We start from the raw sequence: 16,590 nt of genomic DNA, 5'->3' as shown, positions 1-16,590 counted from the left end.
TCAACGGATAGATGGAGTACGCCCTCGTTGTCCGGTGGTTACTGCTGTTCGCAGCCCTCTGGGCGGTCGGCCTTCCCCTCTCGGCCCGCCTGTTTTGCCGCCTCCCCGGCCGCGGCGCCGGACTCGCCCTCCCCGTCTCGCTCGTCGCGTTGACCCTCCCAGCCTACTACGTCGGCCACCTCTCGTTCGGCCCCGTCGCCCTCGTCGCCGGCGTCGGGACGCTCCTCGTCGCGTCCGCGGTCGCGGGCCTCGACTTCGGCGCGCTTCGCCGCGGCGACCGCCGACTCGCACCCGGCCTCGACATCGACCGACGCGCCGTCGCCGACGCGGCCGCGGTGTTCCTCGTCGCCTTCCTGTTCGCCGTGGCGCTCCGCGCGCTCGACCCGGCGGTCCACGCCGGCGGCGGCGAGAAGTTCCTCGACTTCGGCCTCCTCCAGTCGCTCGCCCGCGCGTCGGTCCTCCCGCCGGAGGATATGTGGTTCGCCGGCGAGCCGGTCCGCTACTACTACGGCGGTCACCTCGCGTCGATTCTCCTCGCGCGGCTCACCGCCACCGACCCGTCGTTCGCCTACAACCTCGCGCTCGCCGGCTTCTTCGGGGTCCTCGTCACTGCGGCGTTCGAACTCGGGCGCGGCGTCGCAACTGCCGCGGGCGCGAACGGTCGGCTCGGCGGCCTGCTGTCGGCGTTCTTCGTCGGCTTCGCCAGCAACCTCGTCACCGCGGGGCGGTTTCTCCTCGCCGCGCTCCCCGAGGGGTTGCGCCGGCCCGTCGCGCGGGCCGTCGCCGAGCGGTCGCAATACACCGTCGAGCAGGTGCTCGCCGGGGCCTCGAACTTCTCGTACTGGAGCGCGAGCCGCGTGATTCCGGGCACCATCAACGAGTTCCCGCTCTTCGCGTGGCTCAACGGCGACCTCCACGCCCACATGATGGGCACGCCGTTTCTGCTCCTCGCGGCCGGCCTCGCCTTCGCGTACTTCCGGACGCCTGAAGAGGCGGTCGGTGAGCGCCGACGCCTCGTCGCCGCGACGACGCTCGTCGGCGCGTTCCAAGTCGTCGTCGACACGTGGAGTTTCCCGTCGGTGTTCGGCGTGCTGTTTCTCGGGATAGTCTTCGCGCCCGCACGCCCGTGGACGTTATTTTCGGGGCGAGAGCGCGTTCGCTCGGCCGTCGGCGGCTCGGCGGTCGCGGGCGAACTCGCCCGCCTCGGCGGCACGGTCGCGGCGGTCGGACTCGCGGGGGTCGCCGCCACCGTCCTCGCCAGTCCGTTCCTCCTCGGCGCGGTCGCGGGCGGGGGAAGCGCCCGGACGGTCGAGCTTCTGTCGCCCGACCAGCGAAGCGGGTTCGGCGCGCTGGCGCTCGTCCACGGGGCGTTCCTCGCGGCGTTCGCGGGCTACTACGTCCGCCGCCTCGGCGCGCAGGACGGACTCGGCGGGCGCGAGTGGGCCGTCCTCGTCGGGAGCTTCGCGGCGCTGACCGTCGTCGCGGCCGCCCAGTCGTTCGCCGCGCTCGCGCTCGTCGCGCCCCTCGTCGCCGTCGGCTGGGTGCTCCTCCGGTTCGCCGACGACCCGCGGTTCGAGACGGTGCTCGTCGTCGCCGGCGCGGGCCTCGTGATGCTCGTCGAACTCGTCTACGTGAACGAGCAGGCCGGGCCCGGGCGGATGAACACGGTGTTCAAGACGTACATGCAGGTGTGGGTGCTCTGGGGGAGCGTAATGGGGGCCGTGTTGGCCGGCTTCGTCGGCGACGCGGTCGCCGCGAGCGACGTGTCGCTCCCGAGGGTCGACCTCGGCGTCCGCGGAGGCGCGGTCAGCGCCGTCGGCGTCGGCTTCGTCGCTCTCCTCGTGGCCTCCACGTCGGTGTACGGCGGGCTGGCCGTCGTCGAACACACCGGCTCGGCCAGAGAAGAGGCGACGCTGGACGCGACGGCCTTCGCAGACTGGCGGCACGAAAACGAGTCGACGGCCATCGCGTGGCTCGACGAGACCGTCGAGGGCAACCCGACGATGCTCACCGCGCCGGGGACGAAGTGGTCCGAGGCGGTGACAGACAAACGCGAGGACGTCATGTACGACTGGCGCGGGAATCCCGAATCGAGCCTGACGGGCGTCCCGACGGTCGCCGGCTGGGCGCACGAAGTCGGCTACCGCGGCCCCGACGCGTACTACGACCGCGTGCGCGACGTGGACGCGATGTACGTCGGCAACGAGTCGACGCGGGCGCGGCTCGTCGAGCGCTACGACGTGCAGTACGTGTGGGTCGGGCCGGGCGAGCGCGCCCGCTACGGGGAGATAGAGACGGACGTGGCGTGGCTGACGCCGGTCCACCGGTCGGGGTCGGTCGCGGTCTACGAGGTAGAAGAAGCGAGACTACCTTAGGCCGCGCCGCGCTCGCGGACGACCTCGACGGCCTCGGCGTCGACGCCCTCGGTTTCGAGCCAGTGCGGGACGAACTCGCGCTTTTCGAACGTCTCGCGCTCGTCTTCCGTGCCGGCGGTACACCACAGCTGGACGCGGTCGGGACCGTGCCAGTCGCCCTGTCGGTCGACCGAAAACAGGACGTACTCCTCGCCGTCGTACTCGATGACGCCGTCGCGCCGGACGCCGGGGTCGCCGTGGATGATGAGCTTCTTCATGTGCCGGGATTGGCACAGTCACCGCTTAATCGCTTCGGCTTCCGGCGTGCGGTGTGCGACGGGGGAGACCGCGGACGGTGCAGTCACCGTGGGCTGCCCACACGTAACACGGCGAACGCCCGGTCACGGCGGGTTCAGGGGCCGCGTCGAACCAAACGGGTTTTAACGGGCCACACCAAAACCCACCACAAGGTCGATATCTATGCAGATGCCACGCCGTTTCAACACGTACTGCCCGAACTGCAAGGGTCACCACGAGCACGAAGTGGAGAAGGTCCGGACGGGACGCCCGACCGGAATGAAGTGGAACGCCCGTCAGACGCGACGCGGCAAAGCCACTATCGGTAACGCCGGTAAGTTCTCCAAGGTGCCCGGTGGCGACAAGCCGACGAAGAAGACCCACCTGAAGTACATCTGTTCCGACTGCGGCAAGGCCCACATGCGCGAGGGCTGGCGCGCCGGTCGCCTGGAGTTCCAGGAGTAAATCATGGCAGGAAACTTCTACAAGGTCGCGTGCAGCGACTGCGAGAACGAACAGGTCGTCTTCGGAAAAGCCTCCTCGGTCGTCAACTGCGCCGTCTGCGGGACGACCCTCGCCACGCCGACCGGCGGCAACGCCGAGTTCCACGGCGAGGTCGTCGAGACGGTCGAGCGTCGCGACAGCGACGAACTTGAGGCGTAACTCCCTGGAGGACCTCGTATGAAGTACAGCGGATGGCCTGACCCCGGCGAACTCGTCGTCGGAAAGGTAGACGACATCGCGGACTTCGGCGTCTTCGTCGACCTCGAAGAGTACGAAGACAAACGCGGCCTCTGCCACATCAGCGAGGTCGCCAGCGGATGGATCAAGAACGTTCGCGACCACGTCCGCGAGGGACAGACAGTCGTCGCTAAAGTGCTCGAAGTCAACGAGAGTTCCCAGCAGATAGACCTCTCGATTAAGGACGTCAACGAGCACCAGCGCAAAGAGAAGATTCAGGAGTGGAAAAACGAGCAGAAGGCCGACAAGTGGATGGCGCTGGCGTTCGGCGAGGACATCGCCGACGACCGCTACCAGTCCATCGCCAACGCCCTGCTCGCGGAGTTCGAGTCGCTGTACGACGGCTTCGAGCAGGCCGCGATTCACGGTATCGAGGCGCTCGACGGCGTCGAACTCGACGACGACGAACTCGAAACCATCGTCGAGACCGCGCGTCAGAACGTGTCGGTCCCCTACGTCAACGTCACCGGCTACGTCGACCTGCGCTCGCCCGCTGGCGACGGCGTCGACGACGTGAAGGAGGCCCTCAAGGCCGCCGAGGGCGACGGCGAAATCGGCGACGAAATCGAACTGTCGGTCACGTACGTCGGCGCGCCCGAGTACCGCGTCAAGGTCAAAGCGCCCGACTACAAGACCGCCGAGACGGAGCTCGAATCGAGCGTCGCGCGGGCCCGCGAAGCCATCGAGGCCGCGGGCGGCACCGCGGAGTACCACCGCGAACGCAGCGGCGACGAAGAGTAATCGAATGAAATCAGACATCCGGGTGTGCAGCGCGTGGCGCGACCGCCACGACCGCCCGGTGTACTCGCTTTCTGAGACCTGTCCGGAGTGCGGCGCCGCCACCGAGAACAGCGCGCCCGCACCCTACAATCCCGAGGACCCCCACGGCGAGTACCGCCGCGCGCGGAAGCGCCGCCTCGCCGAGGAGCCGGAGTAGCCTCCGTCTTCGGCTACCGACGCTCTCTTAACCGGCGCGGCCGCCACTACGTGCATGGACGACATCGAAATCGAGGCTGTCGAGGAGGTCGACCTCACCGACCCGGTCCTCATCGAGGGGCTGCCGGGCGTCGGCAACGTCGGCAAACTCGCCGTCGAGCACCTGCTGGAGGAGTTCGAGGAGGCCACGCTGGTCCGCCGCGTCTACGCCGACGCGTTCCCGCCGCAGGTGAGCATCGACGAGGGCGTCGCCGAGCTGACCCACGTCGCGATTCACGCCGTCGAGACGCCCGGCGAGGGACCGGACCTGCTGCTTCTCACGGGCGACCACCAGGCGCAGTCGAACGAGGGCCACTACCACCTCACCGACACCTTCCTCGACATCGGCGAGGAGTTCGGCGTCGAGCGCCTGTTCGCGCTGGGCGGCGTCCCGACCGGCGAACTCGTCGACGAGCCGTCGGTCCTCGGAGCCGTCGCCGACGAGTCCCGCCTCGACGAACTCGACGAGGCGGGCATCGAGTTCCGCGAGGGCGAACCCGCCGGCGGCGTCGTCGGCGTCTCCGGCCTCCTTCTCGGCCTCGGCGGCCGCCGCGGCCTCGACGCGACCTGCCTGATGGGCGAGACGAGCGGCTACCTCGTCGACCCCCAGAGCGCGCAAGTCGTCATCGAAGTCTTACAGGACCTCCTCCAGTTCAGCGTCGACTTCGAGTCGCTCGAAGAGCGCGCAGAGGAGATGAAGGAAGTCGCCGCGAAGATTCAGGAGATGCAACAGCAACAGCAGGGGAGCATCGCCAGCGACGACGACCTCCGGTACATCGGCTGAGGCCGCTCCGGCCGTCGTGGACCGTCTCGTTTTCAGACCGGACGTTCAGGCTTCGATGATGTCGTCGTCCGCGAACTCCGGGACGACGATTTCGCCGTCGAACGACTGCACCGCGCGGCCACCGACGCGTATCTCAGCGCCGACCTGCACGCGGACGGTTCCCGGTCGGTCCACGAAGTGGCCCTGTTCGAATCGGAGTTCGTCGGGCATCGAGTCGAACGCGCCGACCTGCCGGAGGTACGCGCCGCACGCGCCGGCGGCGGTTCCGGTCGCGGGGTCCTCGGAGATGCCGATGCCGGGAGCGAAACACCGCGCGTGAAGCGTGGAGTCGCCGTCGATGGCGTCGAAGGTGTAGGCGTAGAAGCCCGCCGCGTCGTGTTCGGCGGCGAGGTCTGCGATGGCGGCGTCGTCTGGGTCCGCAGCCGAGAGGTGTTCGAGGAAGTTGACCGGGACGACGAGGAAGGGAAGCCCGGTGGAGGCGACCGCGACGGGGAGGTCAGCGCCCACGTCGCGGAGGGCGGCGTCGTCGACGCCGAGCGCCGCCGCGAGGCGGTCGTAGTCGACCTCCAAGGGCCGGACCGTCGGGGCGTCCTGCGTCATCCACACCTCGCCGAGGTCACCGAGTTCGATGTCGAGGGTGCCGACGTTCGTCTCCAAGGTGTGCGTGCCCGGTTCGAGGTCGCGTTCGGCCGCGAGGTGGGCGTGGGCCGCGATAGTCGCGTGGCCGCAGAGGTCGACTTCCTGTTGGGGCGTGAAATAGCGGATGCGGCGGTCCGCGGCGGCCGACGAGCAGACGAACGCCGTCTCGCTCGCGCCGAGTTCGGCGGCGAGGGCGCGCATCTGTTCCGCGTCGAGTCCGTCGGCGTCGGGGACGACTCCGGCCGCGTTACCGGACAGCGGTTCGGTCGTGAAGGCGTCGACGAGGAGGGCGCGTCGGCTATCCATGGAAAGGCGCACTACACGGCGATGTATCAAACCAGCGGGTCGGCCGCCGGATTACGCGAGAAGTTGGAGAAAAGGAGAGGAGCGCGGGCCGGTCGATATCGGCCGATTCACGCGCGGGTCCACCGGACGCGGCCGCTCGTTTGAGCTGCGCCGTCGCCCTGCATCACTTCGCGCATGTTCATACAGGCTGGACACCCGACGACCTCGTCCATGTCGTTGCCGAAGACGCGGACGAAATCGCGGGAGACGAACTCACCACAGTTACCACACGTGTGCATTCTGTTTCACCTACAAATCCGCATACTCCGGCACTCGATATAACTATGTTCCTTGTTAACATGCGTTAGTATCCGCCTGAACGTCTGGTTCTCCGGTTAGTCACCGAATAACGTCGGTTCGGGCGGTTTTGGCACGCCGACACACGGGCGGGGCGAGTCGTACAGATTAAAGGGCGTCAGGCGCGGCAGTACGCACGGTGAACGGAAGATATGGGCGACCTCCCCGACGAGTTTAACTGTACTATCACGAACTGGGAGTACATCTACGGCCTCTGCCGCGACGTTTCCGACGAGGTCAAAACGTCCGAGTTCGAACCCGACGTCATCGTCGCGTTGGCCCGCGGCGGCTGGTTCGCGGGCCGGTGTATCTGCGATTTCCTCGGGCTGGACGACCTGACGAGCCTGAAGATGGAACACTACGTCGGGACGGCCCAGAAGTCGAACGAGCCGGAGGTCCGCTACCCGATGCCGGAAGGCAGCGTCGAGGGCAAGGACGTGCTCATCATCGACGACATCGCCGACACCGGCGGTTCCATCAAGCGCGCACACGAGTACGTCAACGAGCGCAACGCGGGCGAGGTCCGGACCGCGACGCTCCAACTCCTCCAGACCAGCGAGTTCGAACCCGACTACGTCGGCGAGCGCCTCGAAGAGTGGGCGTGGGTCGTCTACCCGTGGAACTTCATCGAGGACATGATAGACCTCACCTCGGGCGTCATGGCGAAAGCCGACGACGACACGTTCGAACTCGAAGACATCCGCCACTACCTCGCGGAGTTCCACGACGTGGACCGCATCGAGATGGAAATCGCCCAACCCGACCGGATGCCGGAAGTCATGTCCGAGATGGAGCGCCGCGGCTACGTCGAGTCCACCGGCGACGGCGCGTGGCGCCTCCTCGAAAACGACGGTGTTGGGGCCTGAAACCGGCGCTTTCGGTCCGCCCGGCTTCGTTCGATCTCGCGCTCCTTCTCGGGTCCGCTTCGACACCCAGTTTCGGCTGTCTCTCCGGCCGCCTGCGTCCGAGTTCCGTCGGGACTCGCTCGAAGCGAAACGTTCGTTTGCGTGACGCGCTTCGGCACGCGCATGTCGCTGTTTTCTATCTTCGCCGGCGCGCTCCTGCCGATTCTCGCCATCGGCGCGGTGGGCTTTCTCCTCGGTCGCGTCCGCGACGTGGACCCCGAACCGCTCAACACGGTCACGGTGTACGTCCTCGCGCCGGTCCTCGTGTTTTACAGCCTCGCAACGACCGAACTCGCCGGCGAGACGCTGGCCGCCCTCACCGCCGGCGTCGTCGCCTACCACGTCGCCATGCTCCTCGTCGCGGGCGGCGTCGCCCGACTCGCGGGGATTTCCGACCCCCTCCTCGGCGCGCTCGTCCTCGTCGCCGCCTTCCCGAACTCGGGGAACTACGGCATCCCCGTCAGCTCCTTTGCCTTCGGCGATACCGGCCGCTCGACGGCCGTCGTCTACCTCGCCGTCCAGAGCGTCCTCATCTACACGCTGGGCGTGTATATCGCCGGACGCGGAGACGACCGCGACGACGCCCCGCCGGGGTGGCGCGTCGGCCTCGAACGCATCGTCCGAATCCCGCTCGTCTACGCCGTCGTCGCCGCGCTCGCGGCACGCTGGCTCGGCGTCGTCCCGCCGACGGGCGTCCCCGCGATGGAGACGCTCAGGCTCGTCGGCGACTCGTCGATTCCGATGATGCTCCTCATCCTCGGCATCCAACTCGCGGGGGCCGACCTCGGCTCGACGCTCTCGGAGGTCGGCGTCGTCGCCGCGCTCAAGATGGTCGTCGCGCCCGCGGTCGCGGTCGGCGTCGCGCTCGTCGCCGGCTTCGGTGACCCGACGGTCGCGCGGACGTTCGTCCTCGAATCCGCGATGCCCGCCGCGGTCACGCCGCTCATCCTCGTCGCGGAGTTCGGTGACGCCTCGGGGGCCGGGTCGGCCACTTCGCTCGCCGAGTTCGTCTCCGCGGCCGTCTTCGCGACGACGCTCCTCAGCGTGCCCGCGCTCTCGGTGCTCATCTACCTCTTGAACCACGGCTTCGTGGTGTAGCGCCCGTTTCGCCACGATTTTGTGCGCCCTCCCCGACCTTCGAGTATGAAAATCGGATTCATCGGTGGCAGCGGTATCTACGAGGCGCTCCCGCTGGAGAACACCCGCGAGGAACCCGTCGAGACGCCGTTCGGCGAACCCTCGACGACGCCCGTCGTCGGCGAGTTCGGTGACACCGGCCGCGAGGTCGTCTTCCTCCCGCGACACGGCCCGGACCACCAGCACTCGCCGACGACGCTCCCCTACCGCGCGAACATCTTCGCGCTGAAGCAGCTCGGCGTCACCCACGTCCTCGCCAGCAACGCCGTCGGCAGCCTCAAAGAGGACCTGCCGCCGCAGACGCTCGTCGTCCCCGACCAGATTTACGACCGCACGAAACACCGCCCCTTGACGTTCTTCGACGAGGGCATCGTCGTCCACCAGCCCTTCGCGATGCCGTACGACGAGGAACTCGTCTCCATCCTCGCCGAGGCCGCCGAGGAGGCGACCGACGCCCAGGTCCAGGAGGGCGGCACCTACGTCTGCATCGAGGGGCCGTCGTACTCCACGAAGGCCGAAAGCGAACACTACCGCGCGCAGGGCTGGGACGTCATCGGCATGACGACCATCCCCGAGGCCAAACTCGCCCGCGAGGCCGAGATGGCCTACGCGACCATCACCGGCGTCACCGACTACGACGTCTGGAAGGACGACAGCGAAGTCACCCTCGACGAGGTGCTGAAGAACGCCGCCGCCAACGAGGAGGCCATCAAGGAGACCGTCGAGGCCGCCATCCACAAGATTCCCGACGGCCACGAGACCGACAGTCACTCCGCGCTCGAAGGGACCATCAACACGCCCGACGAGGCCATCCCCGCCGAGACGAAAGCAAAGCTCGCGCCACTCATCGACGAATACGTCGACTGAGCCGGTCTCAGTCGTTCAGTTCTGCGGATTTGCCCGAGTCGCCTTCCGACTCCCCGGCCTCGCGTTCGCCACGCGCCGCTTCATCGGTCGGTGAGAACTCGACCCCGTGACAGCGCGTGCAGTACTCGTTTTCCCCGCGGTCGGTCGTCGAAAGCGGGATGCCCGCGACGACGAACTGCGTGCTGAACGCCCGGGCGACGCCCCGGTCGTCGGCCTCGCCGCAGACGACGCACTCGCGGACCGCCCGCGGCGACGTGACCACCTCGCGGACGCGACCGAACGCGGTCGGACTGTACGAGACGTAGCCGGGAAAGTAGCAGTGCAGCCAGAAGATGGGGACGAAAAACAGGAGCGCCCACGTCCAAATGGCCGACTGGGGGAACAAAATAGCCGCCGCGAGCGCCGCGAACAGCGTCGACGTGACGAGCGAGACCGCGACCGTCAGTCGTCGGAGCGTGCTGGAGAGCAGGGTCGGATGGGGCACGTCCGAGAGTGACGGCGGGCCCGATAAAATAGCTAGTCGTCCGCGATGGCCTCGGCTTCGAGTTCGGGGTCGTCGCTGTCGGCGTCGTCGGCGTCGTCACCGCCGTCAGCCACCTCGGCGTCCGCATCGTCGGCAACCTCAGCGTCTGCATCCGCGTCCGACCCCGCGCCGGGGTCGGCGTCGAACACCTCGGGGTTCCGAATCCAGAGGTCGCCGAACAGGTCGTCCTGCTTGAGGTAGACCGTGCTCCGGTGGGACAGAAACAGGAGCGCGAGATAGGTCGTCATCACGGTGTCGGCCACGTCGCGTATCTCGGCGAACAGCACCTCGTCGCGGCCCTTCTCGTAGTGGGTGGCGAGCACGTCGCCGACGGCTTCGACGACCGCCTCGATGTCCTCGTTGTGGGCGGTCCCGGTCACGTCGTCTTCGGTGGGTTCGCCCGCGCCGCGCATCTCGCCGGGCGTGTGGTAGTCGAGCGTCTGCGTCCCGCGGGAGAAGCCGCGGGGCGACTCGGAGGTGTCGTACTCTCGGCGGCGCTTCCACCACGACCCGCGTTCGACCTCCCGGAGTTCGCGCACGAGTTCGTCCAGCGTTTCGGGCGACCCGCGGGCGTGCTTGCGTTCGAGCCGACGGTCCATCTCGTCTTCCAGCGCGTCGATTGGGTCGAACCCGGGAGGCCCCTCGCCGTCGTCGCCGGGGTGGCCCTCGTCGCCGCCGCTCTCCAAGGCGAGTTCCCACGGTTCGAGTTCCTCCTCGTCGGGTTCGTCCGGGGCGAGGAGTTCGTCCGACTTCATGCGCAGGAGGACGCTCGCGTAGAACAGCGCCCGGCCGGTCGTCCGGAGGTCCATCGCGTCGAGGCGGTTCAGGAACGCGTCCGTGACCTCCACGATGTCGATGTCCCACGGGTCGATGGTTCCCTCCTTGGCGAGTTGGACGAGGAGTTCGACCGGTTCGACCTCGTCGTCGTCCGACTCGGAGACGTCCTCCGGGAGGACCTCGTCCATCGCGTCGGGTTCGGCGGGGGCGGCGTCTGCCTCGGAGTCGGGCGCGGCGTCGTCGCCGGCGAACGAGAAGACCCCGTCGTCATCGTCGTCGCCGTCGCTTCCGTCTCGCTCGCCGCGCCCGCGAGAGAGGTTCAGTTCGGGGATGTCGTCAGTCATCCGCCGGAACCTCCGCTTCCACGTCCGCGTCGGCCTCGCCGCCGTCACCACCGTCCGCGTCGTCACCGTCGTCGTCGCTGCCGTCGCCGCTTCCGCCGTCGTCTCCGCCCGGACCGTCCGCGTCGCGGCCGTCACCGCCGTCGCTTCCAGCCTCGCCGTCGCCGCCGAACTGGATACCCGTGACCGCGCTGACGTTGTCGCCCTGCATCGTCACGCCGATAGCGCGCTCGGCGCGTTCGAGGAGCGCAGAGCGGTGCGAGACGACGACGAACTGGGCGTCGCCCGCGAGGTCGTCGACCATCTGGCCGACGCGCTCGGCGTTCGCGGCGTCGAGGAAGGCGTCCACCTCGTCGAGCGCGTAGAACGGCGCGGGGTTGTGCCGCTGGATGGCGAAGATAAACGCGAGCGCCGTCAGCGACTTCTCGCCGCCGGACATGGCGTCGAGGCGCTGGATTGGCTTGTCGCCCGGCTGGGCCTTCATCGTCAGGCCCTCCTCGAAGGGGTCGTCGGGGTTCTCTAACTGGAGGTGCCCCGTCCCGTTCGACAGGCGCTCGAAGATGTCCGTGAAGTTCTCGGCGATGGCGTCGAACGACTCCATGAACGTCGCCTTCTTCTGGGACTCGTACTGGTCGATGCGGTCGGCGATGGCGTCCCGCTCTTCGACCAGCACGTCGCGGCGTTCTTGGAGGGCTTCGAGGTCGGCTTTCACGTCGTCGTACTCGTCGATAGCGAGCATGTTGACCGGTTCGAGTTCCTCCATCTCCTCGGTGAGTCGCTCGATTTCCGACTCGACCGTGTCGTGGTCGGGAATCTCGTCGGGGTCGTAGTCTCCGACCTGCGACTGGAGTTCGTCGATTTCCCATTCGAGCCGTTCGGCGGCCGAGCGCATGCTTTCGAGCTTGGATTCGACCGCATTCACCCGGTCTTTCTTCTCGTCGCGGGCGCTCCGAGCTTCGCGGAGGTCGTCTTGGAGCTCCGTGCGGTCCTCCTTGAGGTCGACCAGTTCCTCCTCGAGTTCGGCGACCGCCTCGCGCTTGGCTTCGAGGTCGTCCTCGCGCTCCTCGATTGTCGACTCCGCCTCGGAGATGGACTCCCGAGCCTCGGCCTTGCGGTTTTGGGCGGCCTCGATCGTGTCGTGGAGGTCGTCGACCGCGTCCTCGGCGTACTGCTTTTCGAGTTGAATCTCGTTGAGCCGGCCGTCGAGCGTGGACATCCGGTCTTCGAGGTCGTCGATGTCCGCGCGAATATCGTCGGCGCGGGCGGTGAGTTCCGGAATCTCGGAGTCCGCGAGTTCGGCTTCGATGTCCTCGATTTCGGCCTCGACCGTCTCGATTTCGTCGTCGAGGTCGGCGATTTCGTCGTCGAGGTCGGACATCTGTTCGTCCACCGACTCGCGTTCGGACTGGAGTTCGTCGAGGCGGTCTTCGAGCCGGTCGATTTCGGCTTCGGCCTCCTCGATATCCTCCTCGGCGTCCTCGATTTCGCGCTCGATGGTCCGAACGCGGTCGGCGGCGTCGGAAGCCCGCCCGCGGGCGTCGTCGAGGTCGTCGTCGATGTCGCGAATCTCCTCGTTGAGCGAGCGGCGGCGGTCTTCGAGCTTCGTAATCTCTTTCGCGAGGCGGTCGAGTTTGCCCTCGCCGGACTTCGAAAACGAGTAGCGAGAGCCGCCGCCGGAGCCGCCGGTCATCGCGCCGGAGCGCTCCACGAGGTCGCCGTCGAGGGTGACCATTCGGTAGTCACCCATCAGGTCGCGGGCGGTCTCCATGTCCTCGACGACGAGCGTCGACCCGAGGACGTACGAGAAAATCGACTCGTACTGCGAATCGTAGTCGACGAGGTTGCGCGCGAAGTCCACGACGCCGGGGTTGTCGGGCTCGCGCGGCAGGCTCCGGTTGTCCATCTTCGTGATGGGCAGGAACGTCGCGCGGCCCGCTTTACGGGACTTCAGGTGGCCGATACAGGACGACCCCACGCCGTCGTCGTCGACGACGACGTTGGCGAGGCGGCCGCCGGCGGCCGTCTCACAGGCCTTCGCGTACTCGCCGTCGACCGAGCCGAGTTGGCCGACCGCGCCGTGGACGCCGGAGATACCGGCGTTGAGGATGGTCGTGACGGCGCGGGGCCACGAGTTGTCACCGTCCTTCCCAGCGCGGGCTTCGAGGCGGGCGTACTCGGACTGCTTGGTCTGGAGTTCGTCCGTGACCTCGGAAAGTTCGTCGTTCAGGTCGGCCTTCTCGGCCTGCAAGTCCTCGATGACGCCGTCTATCTTCGCCTCGTTCTTCTCGGCGGTGTCTAGTTCGCTGTGCAGGTCGGAGACGGTCGCCTTCAGTTCGGGGATGCGCTCGCGGGCGCGTTCGAGTTCGTCCCGGGTCTCCGAAATCTGGTTCGAGCGGCGGCGCGCGTCGTCGAGCAGGCGGTCCTTGGCGCGCTGGCGGTCGTTCTTCTCGTCTTTGAGCTCGTCGAGCGTCTCCTTTCGCTCCGCGAGTTCGGACTTCAGCTCGTCGAACTCGGTGTCCACCGAGTCGATTTCGGCCTGCACCTCGGAGAGTTCGACCCGCTTGGACTGGATGTCGCTTTTGACCGACGCCTTCTCGACTTTGACCTCGCGGATGTCGTCTTCGAGGTCGTCGATCTGTTCTTGCTTGCGGTCGATGTCGACGAACGCCTTTCGGCGCTCGGCCTCGGCGTCGTCGCGCTTTTCCTCGGCGGCGTCGATGGCGTTTTCGAGCCGGGAGATGTCGCCCTTTATCTCCTCCATCTCCGACTTGATGCGGAGCTGTTCGTCCTCGCCCTTGCGCTCTATCTCGCGGGTGAGGTCTTCGAGGTCCGCTTCGAGACGGGTGACCTTGCCCTGTCGCTCGTCGAGTTCGGCCTGCAGGTCTTCGAGGTCTGCCTCGGTGGACTCGATGCGCGATTCGGTCCGCGAGAGGTCGTCGCGCTTGTCTTCGAGCTCCGCCGCCTTCAGGTAGCCCTCGTACTCCTCTTTCTCTTCGCGGAGTCCCTTGTAGGTGAGGGCGGTCTCGCGCTCGTCGGCGAGTTGGTCGAGGCGCGCCTCCTTTTCCTCGATGCGGAGGTCCGCCTCGTCGACGCGCTCTTCGACCGCCTCCAACTCCTCGAAGGCGGCGTCTTTCTTCTCGTCGAACTCGGCGACGCCCGCGATTTCGTCGATGATGCCCCGCCGCTGGTAGGGCGTCATGTTGATTATCTCGGTCACGTCGCCCTGCATGACGACGTTGTAACCCTCGGGAGTGATGCCCGCCTGCGCGAGCAGGTCCTTGATGTCCGAGAGGTTGACCGAGCGCTCGTTGAGGTAGTAGTACGAGTAGTAGTTGTCCGGCGTCTCCTTGACGCGGCGCTTGATAGTTATCTCCTCGACGCCGCCGACTTTGTCGGTGCCGGCGGCGTTGACGACCTGCGAGCGGTCGAGCGTCCCCTCGGAGTTGTCGAGGACGACCGTGACGCTGGCCTCCTTGGGCTTGTCGGGGGCCTCGTCGCTGCCGTCGGCGTGGCCGGGGTTGTAGATGAGGTCCGTCAGCTTCTCGGCGCGAATCCCGCGGGTGCGGGCGAGGCCGAGCGCGAAGAGGACGCCGTCGATGATGTTCGATTTGCCGGAACCGTTCGGGCCCGTAACGACCGTGAAATCCTCGTAGAACGGGATGCGAGTCGGCCGCCCGAAGCTCTTGAAACCGTCAAGGACGAGCTCTTTGATGTGCATGGGTTGGTGTTCACGCGGGCGACGCCCGCAGGTGGAACGCGCCGCATGAACACGGGGCGCGCTCGCTCGGACGGCGCGCCCGATTACGCGACGATGATATCGTCGTCGGGCGCCTCGCCGTCGCCTTCGTCAGTCTCGTCGGCCTCGTCCGGTTTAGTCTCGTCGGCGTCGGCCGGCGAGGTCTCGTCGGCGTCGGCGGGCTCCGCGGCGGCGGCCTCCGCGTCGGCCTGGTCTTCGGTCTCCCAGTCGCCGCGACGGGTCGCGGCCCGCGAGGGGACCTGCACGTCGTTGGCGTCTTCGAGCTGGCGGAGCCGTTCTTTGGTCTCGACGAGCTCCTCGGTGAGCCCGTTGACGGCGGCCTGAAGTTCTGCGACTTTGGATTCGAGTTCCTCCACCCGGTTACTCATGGGTAACATAGCCCCGCGCGTGAGACATAAATGTGCGTCAGACAATCACCGAAAATGTGATACGTGTGAGGAGAGTTCCGGGGCGGAACCCCCATCGCTGACATCTCAGTCCCGGTACGACTCGGTCGTCGTCGCCCGGAGCGACCGGACCGCGTCGAGGTACTCTTCGCGACTGCGCTTTTCGGCTTTCGCTTCGCGGACCGCCGCCATCGCCTCGGGGCTGGTGAGCAGGTCGACCAGCGTGCAGGCGGTGAGCTTCGCGGGGATGACGTAGGCCATCTCCTCGTCGACGACGCGGAAGTCGCGGGCGTGGACCGCGCCCTCGAAGCCGCCGGTCCACGGGTGGATGCCGGGGACGAGTTGCGTGATGTCGCCCATGTCGGTCGACCCCGAGAGGTGCGGCGTCCCCGGCGTGACCGCGTCGGGACCGACGATGTCGCGGGCGTTCTCGTCGTAGAACGCGACTATCGTCTCGTCGGTCCGAAGCGGCATGTAGCCTGGGTAGTCCTCGATTTCCACGTCGCCGCCGACGCCCATCGCGCCCGAGGCGAGCGCCCGATTGACCGACTCGTTGGCGTCCGCGACCGCTTCGACCGAGGCCGCGCGGACGTACGACTCCATCGTCACCTCGGCGGGGACGACGTTGACGCCGTCGCCGCCGCGGGTGATGATGGGGTGGACGCGGACGTGGTCCTCGTCGCGGAAGCGCTCGCGCTGGGCGTGGACCGCGTTCATCCCGAGCATCGCGGCGTTGAGCGCGTTGACGCCCTCCTCGGGGGCCGCGCCGGCGTGCGCCTCGGTCCCGCGGTAGGTGACGAACTTACCGACGAAGCCGTTGGTCGAGAAGTCGCTCGTAATCGTCCGCTCGGGCGTGTCGCTGCCGGCGTGCATCATCGCGGCGGCGTCCCAGTCGTCGACGTAGCCGCGGCGGATGAGCTCCTGTTTGCCGCCGAAGAACTCGATATCGCCGGCGTCGAGCAGGCCGCGCCGGTAGTCGAGGTCGAGGTACTCCTCGGCCGGCACGGCGACGAACTCGACCGCGCCGTCGAGGTCGTCCACGACGCCGCTTCCGACGAGGCCAAAGGCGGTCCCCACGAGGTTTGCGAGTTGGGCGTTGTGGCCGCAGGCGTGGACCGCGCCGGTCTCGGGGTCCGCCATCGGGTGGTCCGGGTTGACGAGCGCGTCGAGTTCGCCGAGGACGGCCGCGACGAAGTCGCCCGACCCCGCGCGGGCGCGAGCGCCGGTAATCGCCAGCTCCGTCTCCACGTCGAGGTCGAGGTCTTCGAACAGCGAGACGACCTTCTCGGTCGTCTTCACCTCCTTGTAGCCGAGTTCCGGTTCGGCCTGCACGTCCTTCGCGAAGTCGATAATCTCGTCCGCGCGGTCGTCAATAGCGTCGCAGACGCGGGCTTTGAGGGCCGCGACGCGGTCGTCGGTCATCGCGTCTCACCCCGGCGCGGACGGCGGGCGGTCGTGAGGCGCG

General features: G+C 67.6%; 17 protein-coding genes. 9 read left to right on the top strand and 8 right to left on the bottom strand.

What is annotated here, in order from left to right; all coding sequences use genetic code 11:
• Positions 1-11 precede the first annotated feature (11 nt).
• Complete coding sequence (locus HVO_RS08080; RefSeq protein ID WP_004044232.1) at positions 12-2,375, top strand: DUF2298 domain-containing protein; 2,364 nt, start codon at positions 12-14, stop codon at positions 2,373-2,375.
• Here the strand turns inward: HVO_RS08080 and HVO_RS08075 are convergent.
• Positions 2,372-2,632 (bottom strand): HAH_0734 family protein, encoded by a 261-nt coding sequence (locus HVO_RS08075; protein WP_004044233.1) that lies wholly within the window; start codon positions 2,630-2,632, stop codon positions 2,372-2,374. The genes HVO_RS08080 and HVO_RS08075 overlap by 4 nt on opposite strands.
• 202 nt (positions 2,633-2,834) lie before the next feature.
• Between HVO_RS08075 and HVO_RS08070 the strand changes: the two genes are divergently transcribed.
• Genes HVO_RS08070 through HVO_RS08050 form a run of 5 tightly spaced genes read left to right on the top strand, consistent with a single transcriptional unit; the run spans position 2,835 to position 5,151 of the window.
• The gene (locus HVO_RS08070; RefSeq protein ID WP_004044234.1) at positions 2,835-3,116 is read left to right on the top strand and encodes a 50S ribosomal protein L44e; all 282 of its coding nucleotides are present in this window, start codon (positions 2,835-2,837) and stop codon (positions 3,114-3,116) included.
• A gap of 3 nt (positions 3,117-3,119) precedes the next feature.
• Positions 3,120-3,314, top strand: a complete 195-nt coding sequence (locus HVO_RS08065; RefSeq protein ID WP_004044235.1) for a 30S ribosomal protein S27e — start codon at positions 3,120-3,122, stop codon at positions 3,312-3,314.
• Between the two features lie 18 nt (positions 3,315-3,332).
• Complete coding sequence (locus tag HVO_RS08060; RefSeq protein WP_004044236.1) at positions 3,333-4,133, top strand: translation initiation factor IF-2 subunit alpha; 801 nt, start codon at positions 3,333-3,335, stop codon at positions 4,131-4,133.
• 4 nt (positions 4,134-4,137) lie between these two features.
• Positions 4,138-4,329, top strand: coding sequence for an RNA-protein complex protein Nop10 (locus HVO_RS08055; protein WP_004044237.1), 192 nt, complete (start codon positions 4,138-4,140; stop codon positions 4,327-4,329).
• A 54-nt stretch (positions 4,330-4,383) separates the two neighbouring features.
• Positions 4,384-5,151, top strand: a complete 768-nt coding sequence (locus HVO_RS08050) for a proteasome assembly chaperone family protein (protein ID WP_004044238.1) — start codon at positions 4,384-4,386, stop codon at positions 5,149-5,151.
• Between the two features lie 45 nt (positions 5,152-5,196).
• On the opposite strand, the gene HVO_RS08045 is transcribed toward HVO_RS08050, so the two are convergent.
• Positions 5,197-6,096 (bottom strand): PhzF family phenazine biosynthesis protein, encoded by a 900-nt coding sequence (locus tag HVO_RS08045; protein WP_004044239.1) that lies wholly within the window; start codon positions 6,094-6,096, stop codon positions 5,197-5,199.
• A 107-nt stretch (positions 6,097-6,203) separates the two neighbouring features.
• Positions 6,204-6,374 carry a DUF7563 family protein gene (locus HVO_RS20865; protein WP_004044240.1) on the bottom strand — a complete coding sequence of 57 codons (171 nt, stop codon included), beginning with the start codon at positions 6,372-6,374 and terminating at the stop codon, positions 6,204-6,206.
• A gap of 210 nt (positions 6,375-6,584) precedes the next feature.
• Between HVO_RS20865 and HVO_RS08040 the strand changes: the two genes are divergently transcribed.
• The 3 genes from HVO_RS08040 (at position 6,585) to mtnP (ending at position 9,341) form a co-directional block, all read left to right on the top strand.
• The gene (locus HVO_RS08040; RefSeq protein WP_004044241.1) at positions 6,585-7,298 is read left to right on the top strand and encodes a phosphoribosyltransferase; all 714 of its coding nucleotides are present in this window, start codon (positions 6,585-6,587) and stop codon (positions 7,296-7,298) included.
• A 141-nt stretch (positions 7,299-7,439) separates the two neighbouring features.
• Positions 7,440-8,435, top strand: coding sequence for an AEC family transporter (locus tag HVO_RS08035; protein ID WP_004044242.1), 996 nt, complete (start codon positions 7,440-7,442; stop codon positions 8,433-8,435).
• 45 nt (positions 8,436-8,480) lie between these two features.
• Entirely contained in the window at positions 8,481-9,341 is an 861-nt protein-coding gene (gene mtnP, locus HVO_RS08030) for an S-methyl-5'-thioadenosine phosphorylase (RefSeq protein WP_004044243.1), read from the top strand.
• Positions 9,342-9,348: 7 nt separating this feature from the next.
• Here the strand turns inward: mtnP and HVO_RS08025 are convergent, their stop codons facing one another.
• The 5 genes from HVO_RS08025 to HVO_RS08005 all read right to left on the bottom strand — a co-directional run bounded on the left by HVO_RS08025 (position 9,349) and on the right by HVO_RS08005 (position 16,547).
• Positions 9,349-9,825 (bottom strand): hypothetical protein, encoded by a 477-nt coding sequence (locus HVO_RS08025; RefSeq protein ID WP_004044244.1) that lies wholly within the window; start codon positions 9,823-9,825, stop codon positions 9,349-9,351.
• 32 nt (positions 9,826-9,857) lie between these two features.
• Entirely contained in the window at positions 9,858-10,985 is a 1,128-nt protein-coding gene (locus tag HVO_RS08020) for a segregation and condensation protein A (protein ID WP_013035540.1), read from the bottom strand.
• Positions 10,978-14,700 (bottom strand): chromosome segregation protein SMC, encoded by a 3,723-nt coding sequence (gene smc / locus HVO_RS08015; protein WP_004044246.1) that lies wholly within the window; start codon positions 14,698-14,700, stop codon positions 10,978-10,980. Before smc ends, HVO_RS08020 begins: the two co-directional genes overlap by 8 nt.
• 83 nt (positions 14,701-14,783) lie before the next feature.
• The gene (locus HVO_RS08010; RefSeq protein WP_013035285.1) at positions 14,784-15,107 is read right to left on the bottom strand and encodes a DUF7518 family protein; all 324 of its coding nucleotides are present in this window, start codon (positions 15,105-15,107) and stop codon (positions 14,784-14,786) included.
• A 105-nt stretch (positions 15,108-15,212) separates the two neighbouring features.
• Entirely contained in the window at positions 15,213-16,547 is a 1,335-nt protein-coding gene (locus tag HVO_RS08005; protein WP_004044248.1) for an amidohydrolase, read from the bottom strand.
• Between the last annotated feature and the right edge of the window lie 43 nt (positions 16,548-16,590).

Source organism: Haloferax volcanii DS2, assembly GCF_000025685.1.
In the GTDB taxonomy this organism is placed as follows: Archaea; Halobacteriota; Halobacteria; order Halobacteriales; family Haloferacaceae; genus Haloferax; species Haloferax volcanii.
This window is presented reverse-complemented; position numbering and strand designations above follow the sequence as displayed.

Coding starts and splice junctions, on each gene's coding strand:
- HVO_RS08080 (WP_004044232.1), top strand. CDS start 12: ATGGAGTACGCCCTCGTTGTCCGGTGGTTACTGCTGTTCGCAGCCCTC.
- HVO_RS08075 (WP_004044233.1), bottom strand. CDS start 2,632: ATGAAGAAGCTCATCATCCACGGCGACCCCGGCGTCCGGCGCGACGGC.
- HVO_RS08070 (WP_004044234.1), top strand. CDS start 2,835: ATGCAGATGCCACGCCGTTTCAACACGTACTGCCCGAACTGCAAGGGT.
- HVO_RS08065 (WP_004044235.1), top strand. CDS start 3,120: ATGGCAGGAAACTTCTACAAGGTCGCGTGCAGCGACTGCGAGAACGAA.
- HVO_RS08060 (WP_004044236.1), top strand. CDS start 3,333: ATGAAGTACAGCGGATGGCCTGACCCCGGCGAACTCGTCGTCGGAAAG.
- HVO_RS08055 (WP_004044237.1), top strand. CDS start 4,138: ATGAAATCAGACATCCGGGTGTGCAGCGCGTGGCGCGACCGCCACGAC.
- HVO_RS08050 (WP_004044238.1), top strand. CDS start 4,384: ATGGACGACATCGAAATCGAGGCTGTCGAGGAGGTCGACCTCACCGAC.
- HVO_RS08045 (WP_004044239.1), bottom strand. CDS start 6,096: ATGGATAGCCGACGCGCCCTCCTCGTCGACGCCTTCACGACCGAACCG.
- HVO_RS20865 (WP_004044240.1), bottom strand. CDS start 6,374: ATGCACACGTGTGGTAACTGTGGTGAGTTCGTCTCCCGCGATTTCGTC.
- HVO_RS08040 (WP_004044241.1), top strand. CDS start 6,585: ATGGGCGACCTCCCCGACGAGTTTAACTGTACTATCACGAACTGGGAG.
- mtnP (WP_004044243.1), top strand. CDS start 8,481: ATGAAAATCGGATTCATCGGTGGCAGCGGTATCTACGAGGCGCTCCCG.
- HVO_RS08020 (WP_013035540.1), bottom strand. CDS start 10,985: ATGACTGACGACATCCCCGAACTGAACCTCTCTCGCGGGCGCGGCGAG.
- smc (WP_004044246.1), bottom strand. CDS start 14,700: ATGCACATCAAAGAGCTCGTCCTTGACGGTTTCAAGAGCTTCGGGCGG.
- HVO_RS08010 (WP_013035285.1), bottom strand. CDS start 15,107: ATGAGTAACCGGGTGGAGGAACTCGAATCCAAAGTCGCAGAACTTCAG.
- HVO_RS08005 (WP_004044248.1), bottom strand. CDS start 16,547: ATGACCGACGACCGCGTCGCGGCCCTCAAAGCCCGCGTCTGCGACGCT.